The following is a 14,273-nucleotide window of genomic DNA, read 5'->3' as shown; positions in this document are numbered from 1 at the left end:
TTCTCCTGCTCAGAGCGTGTTGAGGATGTGGGCGTGGTCGAACGCCAGTGAGGGCAGTCCGCTCAGGGGCCACCAGCGGGCGGTGCGGGCGTCGTCACCGGCGACGGGCTGTGCCGGGGCGGGCAGGGTGGCGGTGTAGGCCACCGTGACGTACCGGCCGCGCGGGTCGCGGCGCGGGGCATCGAAGACCCCTACCTGCCGCAACGCGTCGGCCGTCACGCGGATACCGGTCTCCTCGGCCAGTTCCCTGACCGCAGCCGCGCGGCTGGTCTCCCCGGCATCCACATGTCCGCCGGGCAGAGCCCAGCGGCCCTCGAAGGGGGGCCAGTCGCGTTCGATCAGCAGCACGTGCCCACCGGGCGCGAGCAGTACGACGTCGGCGGTGTAGCGGATGGTCTCGTTCACCGGTTCTCCTTGGTCATGTCGTTCCACAGGCCACGCAGCACCAGGACGCAGATCGTGACCGCGACCGCGCCGACCGCGATGGCGATGGCCGCGAGCGCGAACGCGAGCAGGAACAGCGAGGCGGCCCCGCCGGCCGCGGCCCACTTCGCGATCTGCACGGTGCGGTCCGGCTGCACGGCCGGGGCGGGGGCGGGGGCGTACTGGGGCGCGGTGAGGTGCTGGCAGCCGGAGGGCGGCGAGGGCGGCGGGGTGTAGCAGCCGCACGCGCCGTGGTGAGCGTGCTGAGGATTCATGGCGAAGTCCTTGTCCACTCGTTGCGGATCGGTGTGCTTGCAGCCGGACGGGGCGCCCTGCGCGGGAAAGCCCGGGGCCGGTCTCGGCGGAGGATGCGCCTGCCGACGATGAGCCCGGCGGCGAAAACCAGGAGTTGCGGCTGGGCGGCGGCCCAGACGGCGAGGGTTCCGGCGACCAGCAGCAGACCGGCCGCGGCCTCGGGCCACAGCAGCAGCGCCACCAGCGCCACGGACCAGAGCAGTACCTTCCTCACGGCTCCTCCCGGTTCCCGCGGGCCGCCGCCGGCTCGGGGTAGGCGCAGGGAACGCACAGCCCGAGGGAGCGGGGGATGCAGTAGTCGGCGACCAGGCGGCAGGCGGGGCAGGTGCGGCGGGCGCGCATCGCGCAGTCCAGCGCCGACCACCTGGCCGGTGTCATCGGCCGCACCGGCATCGCGCGGTCGATGCGGTAGAGGTAGGCGATCAGCGCCCCGTGCCCGCGTCGGCGCAGGCGCATGACCTGCGCGACGGGTTCCTGCCCGCCCGGACGTAACCCTCTGGCGCGCAGTTGTCGGCGCGTGGCCAGCCCCTCGGGCGCGAGGCGCCAGGGGTAGGTGGGGATGCCGTGCCGGGCCCCGTCCGGGTCGAACACCTCGGCATAGGCGGCGCTCACGCCGCGACCACCCTCGGCACGTCAGGTGCGTCACCGGCCGCCTGCTCGGCGCGTTCGGCCTTGAGGGTGTCGCGCAGGGAGCGGGCTTTGGCCGGTGCGGTGCGCACGGCCTTGCGGATCGCTTCGGCCGTCAACTCCGTGTCCGGCCAGTCGGCCGTCACCTGCCGGGCCTCGATCAGGAGTTGTTCGGGGGTGCGGGCCGGTCGGACCGATCGGGCCGCGGCCGGTACCCGACCGGTCGCCCCGCGCCGGGGCCGGTCGGCCACACCTGCCGTGTGCAGCGGCGCGGGATCGGCCGGTGCGGTGTCCGGTGCGGGGTCGGCCGATTCCACAGGTGCGGGTTCCTCGACCGGGGGCGGGGCGGCGGGGGTCGATTCCGGCAGGTCAGGGGGCGACTGATTCGCCCCGTGCCGCTGCTGTTCATCCTGGTTTGCGTCCAGGGTCGACACAGGCGACGCGGGCCGGTGGTGGAGCACCTTGGCGACCAGATCCGAGCCGAAGTAGATCGACCCGACCGGCAGCGAAGTCGCCAACAGCACCAGGGCCCAGTTCGCCGGGTCCCAGTCGGCCAGCCGACCCCAGTCGACCCGATCGCCGTGAAGCTCGGGCACCATCCCGTGCACGAAGTTCAACACCAGCGACGCGATCGTGTACGCGGCCAGCACCCGAAGCGCGAACAACCGCGCCCGGCCGGTGAGAACGAGTGTGGCGACCAGCGCCAGCGCCATCAGTCCGTCCACCACGAACGGGTACAGCGTCGCCGCGGTCGGGTCGGCCCCGGTCGCCGTGGCGATGTCCCGCAGCGCGTTCCACGACACCCGAAACGCCATCCCGACCACCGCAACGAGCGCGGCGACCAGCAGTATCTTCCCGAACCGGTTCACAGCGCCTCACCGCCGTACAGGAAGCGGTACAGCGCCTGCTGAAGGCCCACCAGGTCGGCCCCGGCAGTGACGGGCGGGTAGCCGTGCCGGGCCAGTACCTCGGCCACATCCACCATCAGCCCGAACGTGAACCTCGCATCATCCTCCGGTAGCGGCCGGATCGGGTACACGCGCCCGTTCACAGCGCACCGCCGATCGCGAGCACCGCCGCGAGGGCGAGCAGCGCACCGGCCGCGCGGATCAGGTCAACCGCCCGCTGAAGCCGCTGATGCTTGGTCACGGCCAGCCGCGCCAGCACCGCCACAGCCTCATGCCGGTGATCCGCCGCCATCGACTCCCGCAGCTCCTGCGGTGTCAGGCTCGCCCAGTGCAGCAGCGATCCGCGGGCCACCGGCTTCAGCCGCGGGCGGACCACCGACAGCAGCACCCCCGCCCCCACGGCCAGCAGCGCCGCCCCCAACCCGCCGGCCACCGCCGCGGGCCAGAACACCAGCAGCGCCTTCCCGCCGGCCAGGACACCGGCCAGCACCGCACCACAGAACGCGAGCAGGATGCTCGCCTTGGAATCCGTCCGGGCGATCTGCGCCCCGACCTCGGCGAACGCTCCATCGAGCGCCGCGCTTACGTCACGAGTCGGCTCGCTGCTCACGCGGACACCTCCGCGACACCGTTGGTGCGGTTGGCCAGGGCCCGACGCTCGGCCAGCACCCGGCGGCGGGCCCGCCGGATGCGCCGCTCGTCGATCTCGTTCGGGGCGCGGTCCAGGGCGATGATCTGCGCGTCCAGCAACTCGACTTCCGCCAGGATCAGCGGAAGCTCTCGCTCGATCGCGTCCAACTCGGTGTTCGACGGCTCCTCGTCGAACGGGTCGGCGGTAACAACCGCCGGAAGTGCAACGATGGTCTTCATGGGTCGTGGTTCCTTCCAGGTGGAACGGCCCGACAGCACCCCCGGAGCGGCTACTCCGGGGGTGCGCGGTTTTGATCAGAGGTGGCCGCGTCTTGGCGCGGCCGTGTTGTGAGCCGTGGCCGGGCCCTTCTGGGCCCGAGGGGGCAGGGGGCTACGGGTGCTTGCGGGTGGTCTCCTTGCGCCCGTCCGACCACACGATGTGCCACACCGCCGGGTGCCGGCTCAAGTCCAGCTCCTCACTGACGATGTAGGGCGCCTTCTTGCTCGCCGCGGGGGTCGACTGCTCGTTCGTGCTCTTCTTCTTACCGAAGAGACCCAAGGTTCTGCTCCGATTCGAGTAGCTGGTAGCCCGCAGCCGAGCAGGCTGCGGAGAAGGTTCGTGCGTTACGCGTGAGCCACGCCTAGACGACTGGTCCCGTGCGTTGCACAGGGCGCGGCGGCGTGGACAAGGACCTAAAGACCGCTGGTCAGCAGTAGTTCGGCCTAGCCAGGGACCTACCTGGGGGCCAGCCGGGCCCATGCGGAACTCCCGGCTTCAGTCCTTGCAGCAACTCTTCAGTTCTCAAGCAAACGAGCGCTTTCTTCGAGCCCGTTTCACGGGGCCCTCCGGGCGCGGTGTACAGCATCGACCTTCGCAGTCCTAGGACTGCGTGCCAACGAGCAGAAGCATGGCACCGCAGTCCTGGGACTGTCAACAGTCCTGGGACTGTGTTTGACTGGCAGAGGTGAGAGGAGTCCCGAGATGGCGCCGAAGTGGCGAGAGCTGGCCGACAAGCTGGCGGAACGGATCAACGCGGGTGAGTACCGGCCCGGCCAGCCTCTACCGCAGATCAGGGAGCTCGTGGAGCAGGGAGAAGGGTCGAAGTCGACCGTTCTGGCCGCGTACAAGGCACTCGAAGCCGAAGGGCTGGTCACCGCGTCGCGCGGGCACGGCACGGTGGTCCGCGAGCGCGCCCCACTGAAGCGGCTCGGCATCGCGCGGTACGACAAGGCGAAGTGGCGCGACGGGGATGAGGTCGCGTTCATCGCGGACCGCGTGGCTTCCGGACGCAAGTACCAGCGGGGCGACCAGACGCAGACGGTCAGCCGTGTGACGGCACTGCCGGAGGTGGCCGCGGCACATGGGCTGCCCGAAGGGGCCGAAGTGTATGCGCGGGCCCGGCTCGTGAAGGAAGACGGCCAGCCGACGCACACCTTGACCAGCTACTACCGGCCGGAGCACGTGGAAGGTACGCGGCTGGTCGACCCGACCCCGGGGCCGGCGGGGCGCGGTGGTGGCTTCCGGGTGCTCTACGACGCGGGGTACGAGCCGGACGAGATGAAGGAGGAGCTGAGCGCGCGCATGCCCACGGCCGAGGAGGCGAAGCTGCTGAAGCTTCCTCCCGGTGAGCCGGTGGTGGAGCTGCACCGGACGACGTACACGGCGGACGGCACGGTCATTGAGTACGCGATCGGCCTGCACGCCGCGTCGCGGTTCGCCTGGGAGTATGACTTCAAGCTTCCGGACTCGGCGCGTGACAAGGAGGATCGGGGTTGATCACGGATCGGGCGCGGGGTGATGCCTTGCGCATCTGGGACTTCCACCAGATGCACCACGAGCCGCGGGCCTGTTCGGTCGTGGTCGGTCTTGGCAGTCACGATCTCGGCGTTGCGGACACGACCGCCGGCCTCTACAAGCAGGGGTTCGCGTCGCTGATCGTGTTCACCGGGGCCAGCAGCCCGACATCGCGGGAGCGGATGCCGCGCGGGGAGGCGGTCCACTACCGGGAGCGGGCCATCGACCTGGGCGTGCCCGAGTCGGCCATCCTCGTTGAGCCGCGGGCCCGGAACACCGGGGAGAACATCACCTTCTCCAGGGTGCTGCTGGCGGACGCCGGGGTCGTGGTGTCCTCGGTGCTCGTGGTCAGCAAGCCGTACGAGGAACGGCGGGCCTACGCGACGACGCGGAAGCTGTGGCCGGACGTCGAGGTCGTATGCGCCTCAACGAATTTGACCTACGACGCCTACGCAAAATCCATCGGTGACGAGCGGCTGGTCATTGACATGCTTGTCGGTGCACTACAGCGGCTCATGATCTATCCGCGGGCGGGTTACATGATTGAGCAGCCAATCCCGGCAGCGGTACGGAGCGCGTTCGAGCGTCTTCGGGCGGACGGTTTTGTCAGTCGCCTCGTGCCCGGGACCGTGTAGGACGGCAGAAGCGGAACCGGGTAGTCCGGACGGGCGGCGTCGGCGCAGGTGGCGGCCGGTGGCGCGGGACCTGACATCACCTGACAGCGAACGTTGACATCAACATCGGCAGACTTCGAACGATGGCCGAGGAAGAACGGGGAATTTTCTCTCCCGGCCGCTGCACGAACACACGCGGTCACCGGTGACCGCGATTCCCGCCGAATCGACCTGATAAGGATGAGGCCACAGGTTCAAGTCCTGTTAGCCCCACGGCACGGCTCGGTCCGGTCGGAGATATCCGGTCGGACCGAGCCCTTTGTGTCTTCAGGTCGTTGGGTATCATCGGGCGCCAGATGGTCCGATCACGTTCAAGAAGGACGAGGTAGCGCGGTGAAGAAGCTCCTCCTGGTCGCCCTGGCCGCAATCGGCGGCCTCCTCGTGTACCGCCAGATTCAGGCGGACAAGGCTGAGCAGGACCTGTGGACGGAGGCGACCGACTCCGTGCCCTCCGGCTCCACGGGTGCCTGACCCCGAAGACACGCACGACAGCGAAGGACGGAAGTCCCGGACCCCCGGCCGCGTGCGACGGACGGGGGCCCGAGGGGCCTTCGTGTGCGTTCGCAAATCCTGGCCCGCCGGGGTATCTCAGCCCTGGTGGCTCTCGTAGTGCTCTACGGCCTCCCGCGTCCGCGCGACGCCGTAGACGCGCAGAAATTCGGCCAGTTCCGGATGGCTGTCCGCGAGCAGCCGTGACGCGTTCTGGATCTCGGTCGCGTCGGACACGGAGCGCAGCAGTGCCTGGATCTCCCGTACCACCCGCTTGGTGGGGTTCGCGGGTACGCCCGTCGAACTGGTCCTCGTGGGCGTCGAGCCCGAGCTGAGCACGTTCCCCCCGGACGTGCGCCGGATCTCGTCCATGGCCGCGGTGGCTTCCGCGGCGCTGACGCGGCCCGCCCGGACCTCGCCCGCCAGATCCTGTAGTGAACGGACGCGCTGCACCACGGCCGGATTGCCGATCTTCGCCCGCTGACCACTCATCAGCTGGGACAGCATCGGCGCCGAAAGCCCGAGAACGACCGCGAGCCGCGCCTGGTTGAGGCCCAGGTCCGCGATGAGCCGGCGGAACAGCGAGCCCAGTGGCTCCCCGTACCACGTCGTCTGTTGTTCTCTGGCTTTTTCGGTGGACTCCTGTTGAGCTGCGTCCATCGTGTCTCCCCTGTTCTCCCCTGATCGCTTCACCTGAGCGAAGTTGCGCGTCATCCTACGGAGGGACCCGTACTCGGGGCGATACCCGGTCGGTATCCGGCAGGAAGATTGGGTAACCTTGGTTCTGGCCCGCTACCGGGCCCCGGGGCCTTAGCTCAGTTGGTAGAGCGCCGTCTTTGCATGGCGGATGTCAGGAGTTCGACTCTCCTAGGCTCCACCCCCGCCTCCCGCCTCCCGTTCGTTCGGTGGCGGGAGCGCTCATTTTCCGGTCTCTCGTCGCCCTGTTGTGGTCATTCTGTGCAATCGCTGGATTCCCGCCCGTGACCGCTGGTACTACGGGTCCGTGGACATCGGGGACATGGTCGGAGGCCGCTATGCGCTGGAGGAGCGGTTCGACGAGGGCGGCCAGGGCGAGGTGTGGCGGGCCGCCGACGAACGGCTGCGGCGCACCGTCGTCCTGAAGCGGATTCTGCTCGAAGGAGAGCGGGGCCGGCGGTACGCCCAGCGCGAGGCGAAGATCCTCGCCGACATGCAGCATCCGAACGTCGTGGTGCTCCACGACGTGCACGAGGCCGAGGACGGCGGCACGGACCCCGGCAAGGGGACCGAGTGCTGGCTGGTCATGGAGTACGTCGAATCGCGGAGCCTCTCGTCGGTGCTGCGCGGACTGCCGGACCGCCGGCTGCCGGACACGGACGCGGACGGGGTGCCGGCGTGGCGGCGGGCCGCGGGCATCGGCGTGCAGATCGCCCGGGCGCTCCAGGCGGTGCACGCCAAGGGCGTGGTCCACCGCGACGTGAAGCCGGGGAACGTTCTCGTCACCGCGGACTGGCACGCGAAGCTGGGCGACTTCGGCACCTCGGGCGGCGGCGACGGCGAGGACACCTTCGGGGACACCGGCCGGTGCCCGTACACGGCGGCGTACGCCGCGCCCGAGGTGCACCGGGGCGGGCGGGCGACCGCGGCCTCCGACGTGTTCTCGCTGGGCGCCGCGCTGTTCGCGGCGCTGGAGGGCCGTTCCGTGTACGGCCGGGACGGCGAGGACGGGGTGGACCCGGAGACCAGGGCCCGGGCGGGCGTGCCGCTCGGACCGCGGCGCGCCGGGCCGCTCACCGAGGTGCTGGACAGCCTGCTGAAGCCGCTGCCGGAGGACCGGCCGGACGCGGCCGAGGCACGGCGGCTGCTGGAACGCGCGCTGGCGGGCCGGAGCGGCGCCGCCCGGCGGCGGAGGTCGCGGACGGCCGCCCTCGCCGCGGCCGCGCTCGCCGCCGCGGGCTGGCTGGGCGGCGACGTGCTGGTCGACGGGGAGGCGAGCGGGGACGCGAGCGGGGACGGCGGGGCGCGGGAGAACGGCGGCGGGGCGCCGCACATCGAGGACCAGCGGACCGCGGACCCGTGCGGCCTGCTGTCGCCCCGGGCGCTCGCGCGCTTCGGCGCGGTGCGGCTCGACCGGGACTACGGCAACTTCGACCGGTGCGACCTGCTGGTGGAGCCCGCGGCGGGCGGCGAGGTGGACGTGCTGGTGGATCTGAACACGGCGCCGTCGCCGGAGAGCGCGGAGCGGATCGAGCGGGACGGCGAGGTCGGCGTCGTGCGCTTCGCGGCGGACGAGTCGGCGTGCGAACGGTTCCTGCTGCTGCCCGACGGCAACTGGGCCCTGGTGGCGGCCAAGCACTCCTACGAGACCGACCCCGATCTGTGCGGCATGGCCGACGCGGCCACGGACCACGCCCTCGGCGTGCTCAACTCCGGGGACCCGTTCCCGCGCCGCCCGGTGCCGTTCCCCGACGTCTCCCTGGCGTTGCACGACGCGTGCGGGCTGCCCACCACGGAGGCGCTGGTCGCCGCGCTGCCCGGGGTCAGGGCGGCGGAGGCGGACGTCGGGTTCGGCGACTGGTCGTGCGGCTGGCACAGCAGCATGGACGACTCCTGGATCGACCTGCGCTTCGACCGGGACGGCCCGCTGACCGCCGAGGACGGCGAGCCCGTGCGGTTCGGCCGGTACTCCGGCGCCCTGGAGCCGGATGGCGACGGGCCGAAGACCTGCGTGGGGCACCTGGAGTACCGCACCTACTACGACTCGGACAACGCCCCGGCGGTGGAGAAGCTGCTCCTGGTCGTCTCCGGGCCGGGGGAGCCGGGCGTACTGTGCGAGACAGCGGGCGAGTTGATGGAATCGATGGCCGCGGAACTGCCCCCGGCCGTCTGAGGAGGGCCGGGCAGTGGCCCGTGGACGGGGCCCGCGACCGGTCGCGGGCGGCTGCGGAATCATGGCCGCGGGCCCGGCGGCGGCCGGTCCGGCGGCCGGTCCGGCGGCGGCGGGTCCGCCCGCCCGTGGCACGGAGTGCAGAGAGGTCGGTGTCCCATGGCATCAGCAGCGTCGAACCGGGCCAAGGCCAGTCTGGCCCTCGGCGTGCCGCCCGCGCAGCGCGGCACGATCCACGTCCGCTCCCTCGGCGGTGACTTCCGCCTGCGGCCGGGCGAGGGCCGGGAGATCCTCTTCGGCCGGCACCGCGAGAGCGTGCACGTGTGCATCGGCGAGGACGACGGGCGGGTCAGCCGCAAGCAGGGCACCGTGGTGCACCGCGCCGACCGGTGGTGGGTGCGCAACACCGGGCGGCTGCCGATACGGCTCCCCGGCTCGCTGCTGCTTTTCACCGACGAGGACCCGGTGCCGCTCGGCGAGGGCTACACGCCGCTGTTCGTCCGCGGTTCCAGCAGCCGCGAGCACCTGCTGGAGCTGTTCGTGTCGGGCGCGGACAGCAGTTTGCCCAAGCCGAGGCCCGACGACCCGACGCGCCCGCCGAAGACGTGGCCGCTCTCGCCGGAGGAGCACCTCGCGCTGACGGTGCTGGGGCAGCGGTACCTGCTGCACGAGGCGTGCCCGCAGCCGCTGACGTGGAAGCAGGCCGCGGCGCAGCTCCAGGCGCTCCAGCCGACCGCGGGGTGGACCGTTCCCGTGCTGGCGCACCTGGTCGCCCGGGTCCGCGAACGGCTGTCCCACGGCGGCGTGTTCGGCCTGGTCGAGGCGGAGGTTCCGCAGCCGGTCGGCAATGCGCTGAACGACAATCTGATCCGGGAGCTGATGATGTCGACGACACTGGTGCCGCCCCATCTCGCGGCGCTCGACGGGGCGTTCGCCGACTGACGGGCGGGCTCAGCCGCCGGCGGTGACCGTCACTGCTCCATCGGCGACCCCGGAGACGGTGACGCCTCCCCCGGCGCCGACGGCGCCGACGACGCCGGCTCGGACTGCGGGGGCGCCTCGCGCCCCACCGGCTCCTCGTCCGAGGCGTAGCCCAGGGTCACCGCGGCAGCGGTGGTCAGTGCGAGAGCGGTCGTGACGGTGAACGCGCGCAGGCGGGCCGCGGGCCGGATGTGAGAAGCCATGGAATCCTCCTCCTTCGGGCGGCAGCCCGCCCTTTGTAGCATCCCGCCCGGTGATCCGGTGAGGGGTCGCCCCTACGCCGGGCCATCCTCGGCCACGATCGTCAGCTGCGGAACGGCGCGCACGCCGCCGCTGCGGATCAGCGCGGGGTCGCGGCCCTCGATCGCGCAGTACATCACCTCGTAGGCGCCGCGGGCGCCGGCCAGGATGCGGCCCGGGTCCACCTCGTGGCGCTTCACCTGCGGCATCCACGGCAGCGGCGCGAGGTCGAGGACGAACGGCGTCTCCTCGCCCGGCGCGCTCATCCACCGCTGGAGCGCACGGCGTTCGTGCCGGTAACGGCCGATGGCCGCGGCGTAACCGGCGCCGAGACCGGGCCGAATGCGGTTGAGATGCCGGATCGCGTACCGCTGCGAGAGCAGCAGCCTGTCGTTCGGCGGGCTGATCGGCCGCGTGCTCAGCGAGAGCACGTGCGTGCAGCCGTCGTCCAGCGCGAGGCGGTAGGGGTGCTGGGTGAGGACCCCGCCGTCGACCGCGCGCCTGCCGCGGAACTCGGCGGTGCCGCGCACCGCGACCGGCAGCCAGGCGCTGGCGACCAGCGCGGACCGTAGGTCCGCGCGCGAGGTGAAGTCGCTGACGGCCTCGGTGCGCATCTCGTCGACGAGCGTCACCGCCACGTTCAGCGTCGTGGGTGAAGCGATGACCCCGTCGTAGTCGAGCGGCTTGACGCGGTCGACGACCTCGAAGGCGTAGTCGAGGTCCAGGATCTGGCCGCGCAGGGCCCGCCGCACGTCGACGAACTTCCGCGTGGCCAGATCGTCGTAGTAGATGGACAGCGGGTACCAGGTGTGGCCGTTGAGGAAGTAGGCGCTGTTGATCGCGCCGGAGGACGCCGAGTAGACGGCGTCGAAGGCGTGGGTGAGGTCCAGGTCCTCCAGCGCGGTGAGCATCGCCGCCGACACCACGCCCCTGATGCCGCCGCCCTCGACAGCGAGTCCGACCTTCAGGTCGTCCGCCGGGGCGTGCGGCGAATGTCCCTTGTCGCGCCTGCGGCGCAGGACATCGAGCACCGGATGGTCGTCCGACCACGGAGCGCTGTTCACGGACACCCCCAGACGGGTCGAGGCGGGCGGGCCGCGGGCTGCGGGCTGCGGGCTGCCGGGCGGGCGGCCACGGGTCAGTCGTCCTGGAACTCCAGCAGCTCCTGTGGCAGATCACGCTGGGCGTTGACGTGCTCGGTGCGCTCCAGCTCGCCCCACACGATGTAGCGGTGCTCGGAAGTGTAGACGGGCGTGCAGGTGGTGAGCGTGATGTACTGGCCGGCCTCGGTCTTCCCCGACTCCTCGGGGATCGGGTCGAGGACCGCGGTGTTGTACCGCGACGTCTCCGGGAGGATGGCGTAGGCCCGGTAGATGTACCAGGTGTTCTTCGTCTCGAAGACGATCGGGTCGCCTTCCTCGATGCGCTGGATGTTGTGGAACTTCGCGCCGTGCCCGTCGCGGTGGGCGGCGACCGAGAAGTTGCCCTCCTCGTCCCACGGCATCGCCGACTGCACCGGCTCGTCGTAGTACCCGGCGACGCCCCCGTTGAGGATGTCGAGGTCGATGCCTTCCTTCACGAGGATGTCGGCACCCGTCATCGTCGGAACGTGCAGGAAGCCGAGGCCGTCCTCGGGCTCGAACGTGGCGGGCGACGTGCGGTCGTCGCCGTCGTCGTCCCCGGCGGCGGCCCAGTTCTCGCGGACGGCGTTGCCGTCACGTTCGGCCTCCTGGTTGGCGAGGACGTTCGTCCACCAGAGGGAGTAGACGACGAAGAGGGCGAGGACGGCGCCCGCCGTGATCAGCAGCTCGCCGAACACGCTGACGGCGAGAGCGAGACGCCGCCGCCCCGCACCGACCCGGCCGGCGGCGCGCCCCTTGGGCTCCTCGGTGTCGGTGGATTCGGTGGTGTCGGTGGCCTCCGCGGATTCCGTGGTGTCCTTGGGTTCCGTGGTGTCCGCGGATTCCGTGCCGTTCTCGGCTTCCGCGGTCTCCTCGGCGGCGGGCTCGGGCTTCTCCGTCTCCGTGGTGTCCGCGGTCTCCTCGGCGGGGGCCGGGGTCGCTTCCTCCTCCGGCGTCGCCGGCGTGTTCCGCTCAGTTGACGAGGGCATCCGGCTTCCCTTCGCTTCGCGGACGTTCTTCCACCATCTGACCCCAGACAATCAGACGGTATGTGGAGGTGAACTCCGGGGTGCAGGTGGTGAGGGTGATGTAGCGGCCCGGCTCGGTGAAGCCGCCCTGCTCGGGGACCGGATCGAGCACGGCCGTGTTGGAGGGCGAGGTCGAGTCCAGCCGACTGGCCATCTCGTAGGTGTAGAACGTGTCCTCGGTCTCCACGACGATCGGATCGCCCGGCTCCAGGCGGTTGATGTAGCGGAACGGCTCGGCGTGGGTGTTGCGGTGGCCGGCGATGCCGAAGTTGCCCTCCTCGTCCCAGGGCATCGCGGTCGGCAGCCGGTCCTCCTCCGAGTAGTGCCCGACCATGCCCTTGTCGAGGACGTTCTCCGGATTGACCGTTTCGGCGATCGGGACGCGCACGTCGAGGGACGGTATGTAGAGGATCGCGAAGCCCTCGCCCGCGGAGAACGTGCCCGGGTCGCGGTTCTCCTCGCCCCCCGCGCCGCCGGAGCCGTTCCCGTCCCACTGCTCCGTGAGCCGGTCGGCCTCGTCGTTGGCGTGCGCCCTGGCCTGCACGTTGGTCCACCAGAGTTGGTAGACGACGAAGAGGAGCAGCAGCACGCCGGTGGTGATGAACAGCTCGCCGATGACATTGCTGATGGCGGTGCCGGTCTGCTTCGCCGCCTTCGCGGCGGTCTTGGCCGCCTTGCGGCGCGCCGCGCGGCCCCCGCCGACCGCCGCCTCGGCGGCGGCGGGCTGACCGCCCGCCGCCGCCTTGCGGCGTGCGGCGCGGCCTTCCGCGGGGGCGGGCTCGGTGGCGTTGGCCGCGCGGCGGCGTGCCGCCCGGCCCTCGGCGGGAGCCGGCTCGGTGGCGGCCGCCGCTTTGCGGCGTGCGGCGCGGCCCTCGGCGGGGGCGGGCTCGGTGGCGTTGGCCGCGCGGCGGCGTGCCGCCCGGCCCGGGCCAGGACTCGGATTTGGACTCGGGGCCGGTTCGGTTGTGCGCAGTGCCGTGGTGTCGGCCTCGCCCTGGGCGTGCCGACCGCCGGTGTTGAGGTCCGCGGGGCGGCGCAGGCCGACCGTTTCCGGGTCGTACTCGTCGTGGGCCGCGTGGTGCCCGGGCGCGTACGCCTGCTGCTCCTCGGGGTAACGGTCGCCCGGCAGCGGGTCGTTCAGCGGATCGTCCAGCGCGCCGACCGCGGCGGCGAAGGGGTCGGGGTCGCCGTGGGCGTCCGGCCGGCCCGTGGCGTAGGTGTCGGCGTAGGGGGCGGCGTAGGCGTCCGGTTGGACGTCCGGGTAGGCGTACGCGTCACTGCCGCCGCCCCACCCCGCACCCCCGTCCGGGTGCCCTGCGGTCACGCCGCCGGCCCCTGCTGGCCCATGCGCCCCACGACGGGGGCGAGGCCGTGCGAGCGGGCGACCGCCTCGGTATCGCCGCAGCGCTCCAGCCAGTTGGCCAGCATCCGGTGCCCGCCCCTGGTGAGGACCGACTCCGGGTGGAACTGCACGCCCTCGACCGGGAAGCCGCGGTGCCGCAGGCCCATCAGCACGCCGCCCGTGCGGGCGGTGACTTCCAGCTCCGCGGGCAGCGTCTCCTCGCGGGCGGCCAGGGAGTGGTAGCGGGTGACCGTCAGGGGCGAGGGCAGCCCGGCGAAGACGCCGCCGCCCTCGTGGTGCACCTCGGACGTCTTGCCGTGCAGCAGCTCGGGGGCGCGGCCCACGACGCCGCCGTAGGCCACCGCCATCGCCTGCATGCCGAGGCAGACGCCGAAGACGGGGGTGCCGGTTGCGGCGCAGTGCCGCACCATGTCGACGCTGACACCGGCCCGTTCGGGCGTGCCGGGGCCGGGGGACAGCAGGACGCCGTCGAAGCCGCCCTCGGCGACGTGATCGGTGCCGACCGTGTCGTTGCGCCGGACTTCGCAGGTGGCACCGAGCTGGTACAGGTACTGAACGAGGTTGTAGACGAAGCTGTCGTAGTTGTCGACGACCAGGATGCGCGTTGCACTCACGTGCCGGTCTCCTCCCCTCCGTCGTCCACCGTCACGTCGTTGAACGGGAGCAGGGGCTCGGCCCAGGGGAAGATGTACTGGAAGAGGAGGTACACCACGCCAAGCACGAGCACCAGCGAGATCAGTGCCCGCACCAGCACGTTGCCCGGCAGGTGCCGCCAGATCCACCCGTACATGGTCTCTGCTCTCTACCCTTCGT

At 71.6% G+C, this 14,273-nt stretch carries 20 protein-coding genes and 1 tRNA gene; 6 read left to right on the top strand and 15 right to left on the bottom strand.

What is annotated here, in order from left to right; translation table 11 throughout:
• Window positions 1-9: 9 nt before the first annotated feature.
• From RM779_RS25710 to RM779_RS25675, 8 genes are all read right to left on the bottom strand, one after another.
• Window positions 10-405 carry an NUDIX hydrolase gene (locus RM779_RS25710; protein WP_311620138.1) on the bottom strand — a complete coding sequence of 132 codons (396 nt, stop codon included), beginning with the start codon at window positions 403-405 and terminating at the stop codon, window positions 10-12.
• A complete protein-coding gene (locus RM779_RS25705; RefSeq protein WP_311620137.1) occupies window positions 402-698 on the bottom strand; it encodes a hypothetical protein in 297 nt (98 codons plus the stop codon). Before RM779_RS25705 ends, RM779_RS25710 begins: the two co-directional genes overlap by 4 nt.
• Window positions 695-952, bottom strand: coding sequence for a hypothetical protein (locus tag RM779_RS25700; RefSeq protein ID WP_311620135.1), 258 nt, complete (start codon window positions 950-952; stop codon window positions 695-697). The genes RM779_RS25705 and RM779_RS25700 overlap by 4 nt, the downstream gene beginning before the upstream one ends.
• Complete coding sequence (locus RM779_RS25695) at window positions 949-1,350, bottom strand: RRQRL motif-containing zinc-binding protein (protein ID WP_311620134.1); 402 nt, start codon at window positions 1,348-1,350, stop codon at window positions 949-951. The genes RM779_RS25700 and RM779_RS25695 overlap by 4 nt, the downstream gene beginning before the upstream one ends.
• On the bottom strand, window positions 1,347-2,234 hold the full coding sequence (locus RM779_RS25690) for a DUF2637 domain-containing protein (protein WP_311620133.1): 888 nt from the start codon (window positions 2,232-2,234) through the stop codon (window positions 1,347-1,349). The genes RM779_RS25695 and RM779_RS25690 overlap by 4 nt, the downstream gene beginning before the upstream one ends.
• Window positions 2,235-2,412: 178 nt before the next feature.
• The gene (locus RM779_RS25685; protein ID WP_311620132.1) at window positions 2,413-2,883 is read right to left on the bottom strand and encodes a Pycsar system effector family protein; all 471 of its coding nucleotides are present in this window, start codon (window positions 2,881-2,883) and stop codon (window positions 2,413-2,415) included.
• Window positions 2,880-3,143, bottom strand: a complete 264-nt coding sequence (locus RM779_RS25680; protein WP_311620131.1) for a DUF6284 family protein — start codon at window positions 3,141-3,143, stop codon at window positions 2,880-2,882. The genes RM779_RS25685 and RM779_RS25680 overlap by 4 nt, the downstream gene beginning before the upstream one ends.
• Before the next feature lie 151 nt (window positions 3,144-3,294).
• Window positions 3,295-3,462 carry a hypothetical protein gene (locus RM779_RS25675; RefSeq protein ID WP_311620130.1) on the bottom strand — a complete coding sequence of 56 codons (168 nt, stop codon included), beginning with the start codon at window positions 3,460-3,462 and terminating at the stop codon, window positions 3,295-3,297.
• Window positions 3,463-3,885: 423 nt separating this feature from the next.
• Between RM779_RS25675 and RM779_RS25670 the strand changes: the two genes are divergently transcribed.
• The 3 genes from RM779_RS25670 to RM779_RS25660 all read left to right on the top strand — a co-directional run bounded on the left by RM779_RS25670 (window position 3,886) and on the right by RM779_RS25660 (window position 5,843).
• Window positions 3,886-4,680, top strand: coding sequence for a GntR family transcriptional regulator (locus RM779_RS25670; RefSeq protein ID WP_311620129.1), 795 nt, complete (start codon window positions 3,886-3,888; stop codon window positions 4,678-4,680).
• A 50-nt stretch (window positions 4,681-4,730) separates the two neighbouring features.
• The gene (locus RM779_RS25665; RefSeq protein WP_394813391.1) at window positions 4,731-5,333 is read left to right on the top strand and encodes a YdcF family protein; all 603 of its coding nucleotides are present in this window, start codon (window positions 4,731-4,733) and stop codon (window positions 5,331-5,333) included.
• A gap of 372 nt (window positions 5,334-5,705) precedes the next feature.
• On the top strand, window positions 5,706-5,843 hold the full coding sequence (locus tag RM779_RS25660; RefSeq protein WP_216355937.1) for a DLW-39 family protein: 138 nt from the start codon (window positions 5,706-5,708) through the stop codon (window positions 5,841-5,843).
• Between the two features lie 117 nt (window positions 5,844-5,960).
• Here RM779_RS25660 and RM779_RS25655 read toward each other — a convergent pair whose 3' ends face one another.
• Window positions 5,961-6,521, bottom strand: a complete 561-nt coding sequence (locus RM779_RS25655) for a helix-turn-helix domain-containing protein (RefSeq protein ID WP_311620127.1) — start codon at window positions 6,519-6,521, stop codon at window positions 5,961-5,963.
• 144 nt (window positions 6,522-6,665) lie between these two features.
• Here RM779_RS25655 and RM779_RS25650 point away from each other — a divergent pair.
• The 3 genes from RM779_RS25650 to RM779_RS25640 all read left to right on the top strand — a co-directional run bounded on the left by RM779_RS25650 (window position 6,666) and on the right by RM779_RS25640 (window position 9,669).
• A tRNA-Ala gene (locus tag RM779_RS25650) sits at window positions 6,666-6,738 on the top strand.
• 126 nt (window positions 6,739-6,864) lie between these two features.
• Window positions 6,865-8,730 carry a serine/threonine-protein kinase gene (locus tag RM779_RS25645; protein WP_311620126.1) on the top strand — a complete coding sequence of 622 codons (1,866 nt, stop codon included), beginning with the start codon at window positions 6,865-6,867 and terminating at the stop codon, window positions 8,728-8,730.
• Window positions 8,731-8,886: 156 nt separating this feature from the next.
• A complete protein-coding gene (locus tag RM779_RS25640; protein ID WP_311620125.1) occupies window positions 8,887-9,669 on the top strand; it encodes an FHA domain-containing protein in 783 nt (260 codons plus the stop codon).
• Window positions 9,670-9,698: 29 nt separating this feature from the next.
• Here RM779_RS25640 and RM779_RS25635 read toward each other — a convergent pair whose 3' ends face one another.
• From RM779_RS25635 to RM779_RS25610, 6 genes are all read right to left on the bottom strand, one after another.
• Window positions 9,699-9,911: a hypothetical protein gene (locus tag RM779_RS25635; protein ID WP_311620124.1), complete on the bottom strand. Its 213-nt coding sequence runs from the start codon at window positions 9,909-9,911 to the stop codon at window positions 9,699-9,701.
• A gap of 72 nt (window positions 9,912-9,983) precedes the next feature.
• On the bottom strand, window positions 9,984-11,012 hold the full coding sequence (locus tag RM779_RS25630) for a patatin-like phospholipase family protein (protein WP_311620123.1): 1,029 nt from the start codon (window positions 11,010-11,012) through the stop codon (window positions 9,984-9,986).
• A 74-nt stretch (window positions 11,013-11,086) separates the two neighbouring features.
• Window positions 11,087-12,058: a class E sortase gene (locus RM779_RS25625; protein WP_311620122.1), complete on the bottom strand. Its 972-nt coding sequence runs from the start codon at window positions 12,056-12,058 to the stop codon at window positions 11,087-11,089.
• Window positions 12,042-13,421 carry a class E sortase gene (locus RM779_RS25620; RefSeq protein ID WP_311620121.1) on the bottom strand — a complete coding sequence of 460 codons (1,380 nt, stop codon included), beginning with the start codon at window positions 13,419-13,421 and terminating at the stop codon, window positions 12,042-12,044. Before RM779_RS25620 ends, RM779_RS25625 begins: the two co-directional genes overlap by 17 nt.
• Window positions 13,418-14,074 (bottom strand): aminodeoxychorismate/anthranilate synthase component II, encoded by a 657-nt coding sequence (locus RM779_RS25615; RefSeq protein WP_311620120.1) that lies wholly within the window; start codon window positions 14,072-14,074, stop codon window positions 13,418-13,420. The genes RM779_RS25620 and RM779_RS25615 overlap by 4 nt, the downstream gene beginning before the upstream one ends.
• The gene (locus RM779_RS25610) at window positions 14,071-14,250 is read right to left on the bottom strand and encodes a hypothetical protein (protein ID WP_077060138.1); all 180 of its coding nucleotides are present in this window, start codon (window positions 14,248-14,250) and stop codon (window positions 14,071-14,073) included. The genes RM779_RS25615 and RM779_RS25610 overlap by 4 nt, the downstream gene beginning before the upstream one ends.
• Window positions 14,251-14,273: the final 23 nt, after the last annotated feature.

The organism is Streptomyces johnsoniae (assembly GCF_031845565.1).
GTDB classification, from domain to species: Bacteria; Actinomycetota; Actinomycetes; order Streptomycetales; family Streptomycetaceae; genus Streptomyces; species Streptomyces johnsoniae.
Note: the sequence above shows the minus strand (reverse complement) of the source record. Positions and strands in the feature narration are given on the sequence as shown.

Bases quoted from the DNA above. Each gene is read 5' to 3' on its own strand.
- RM779_RS25655 (WP_311620127.1), bottom strand. From the start codon at position 6,521: ATGGACGCAGCTCAACAGGAGTCCACCGAAAAAGCCAGAGAACAACAG.
- RM779_RS25705 (WP_311620137.1), bottom strand. From the start codon at position 698: ATGAATCCTCAGCACGCTCACCACGGCGCGTGCGGCTGCTACACCCCG.
- RM779_RS25640 (WP_311620125.1), top strand. From the start codon at position 8,887: ATGGCATCAGCAGCGTCGAACCGGGCCAAGGCCAGTCTGGCCCTCGGC.
- RM779_RS25610 (WP_077060138.1), bottom strand. From the start codon at position 14,250: ATGTACGGGTGGATCTGGCGGCACCTGCCGGGCAACGTGCTGGTGCGG.
- RM779_RS25680 (WP_311620131.1), bottom strand. From the start codon at position 3,143: ATGAAGACCATCGTTGCACTTCCGGCGGTTGTTACCGCCGACCCGTTC.
- RM779_RS25670 (WP_311620129.1), top strand. From the start codon at position 3,886: ATGGCGCCGAAGTGGCGAGAGCTGGCCGACAAGCTGGCGGAACGGATC.
- RM779_RS25625 (WP_311620122.1), bottom strand. From the start codon at position 12,058: ATGCCCTCGTCAACTGAGCGGAACACGCCGGCGACGCCGGAGGAGGAA.
- RM779_RS25635 (WP_311620124.1), bottom strand. From the start codon at position 9,911: ATGGCTTCTCACATCCGGCCCGCGGCCCGCCTGCGCGCGTTCACCGTC.
- RM779_RS25665 (WP_394813391.1), top strand. From the start codon at position 4,731: ATGCACCACGAGCCGCGGGCCTGTTCGGTCGTGGTCGGTCTTGGCAGT.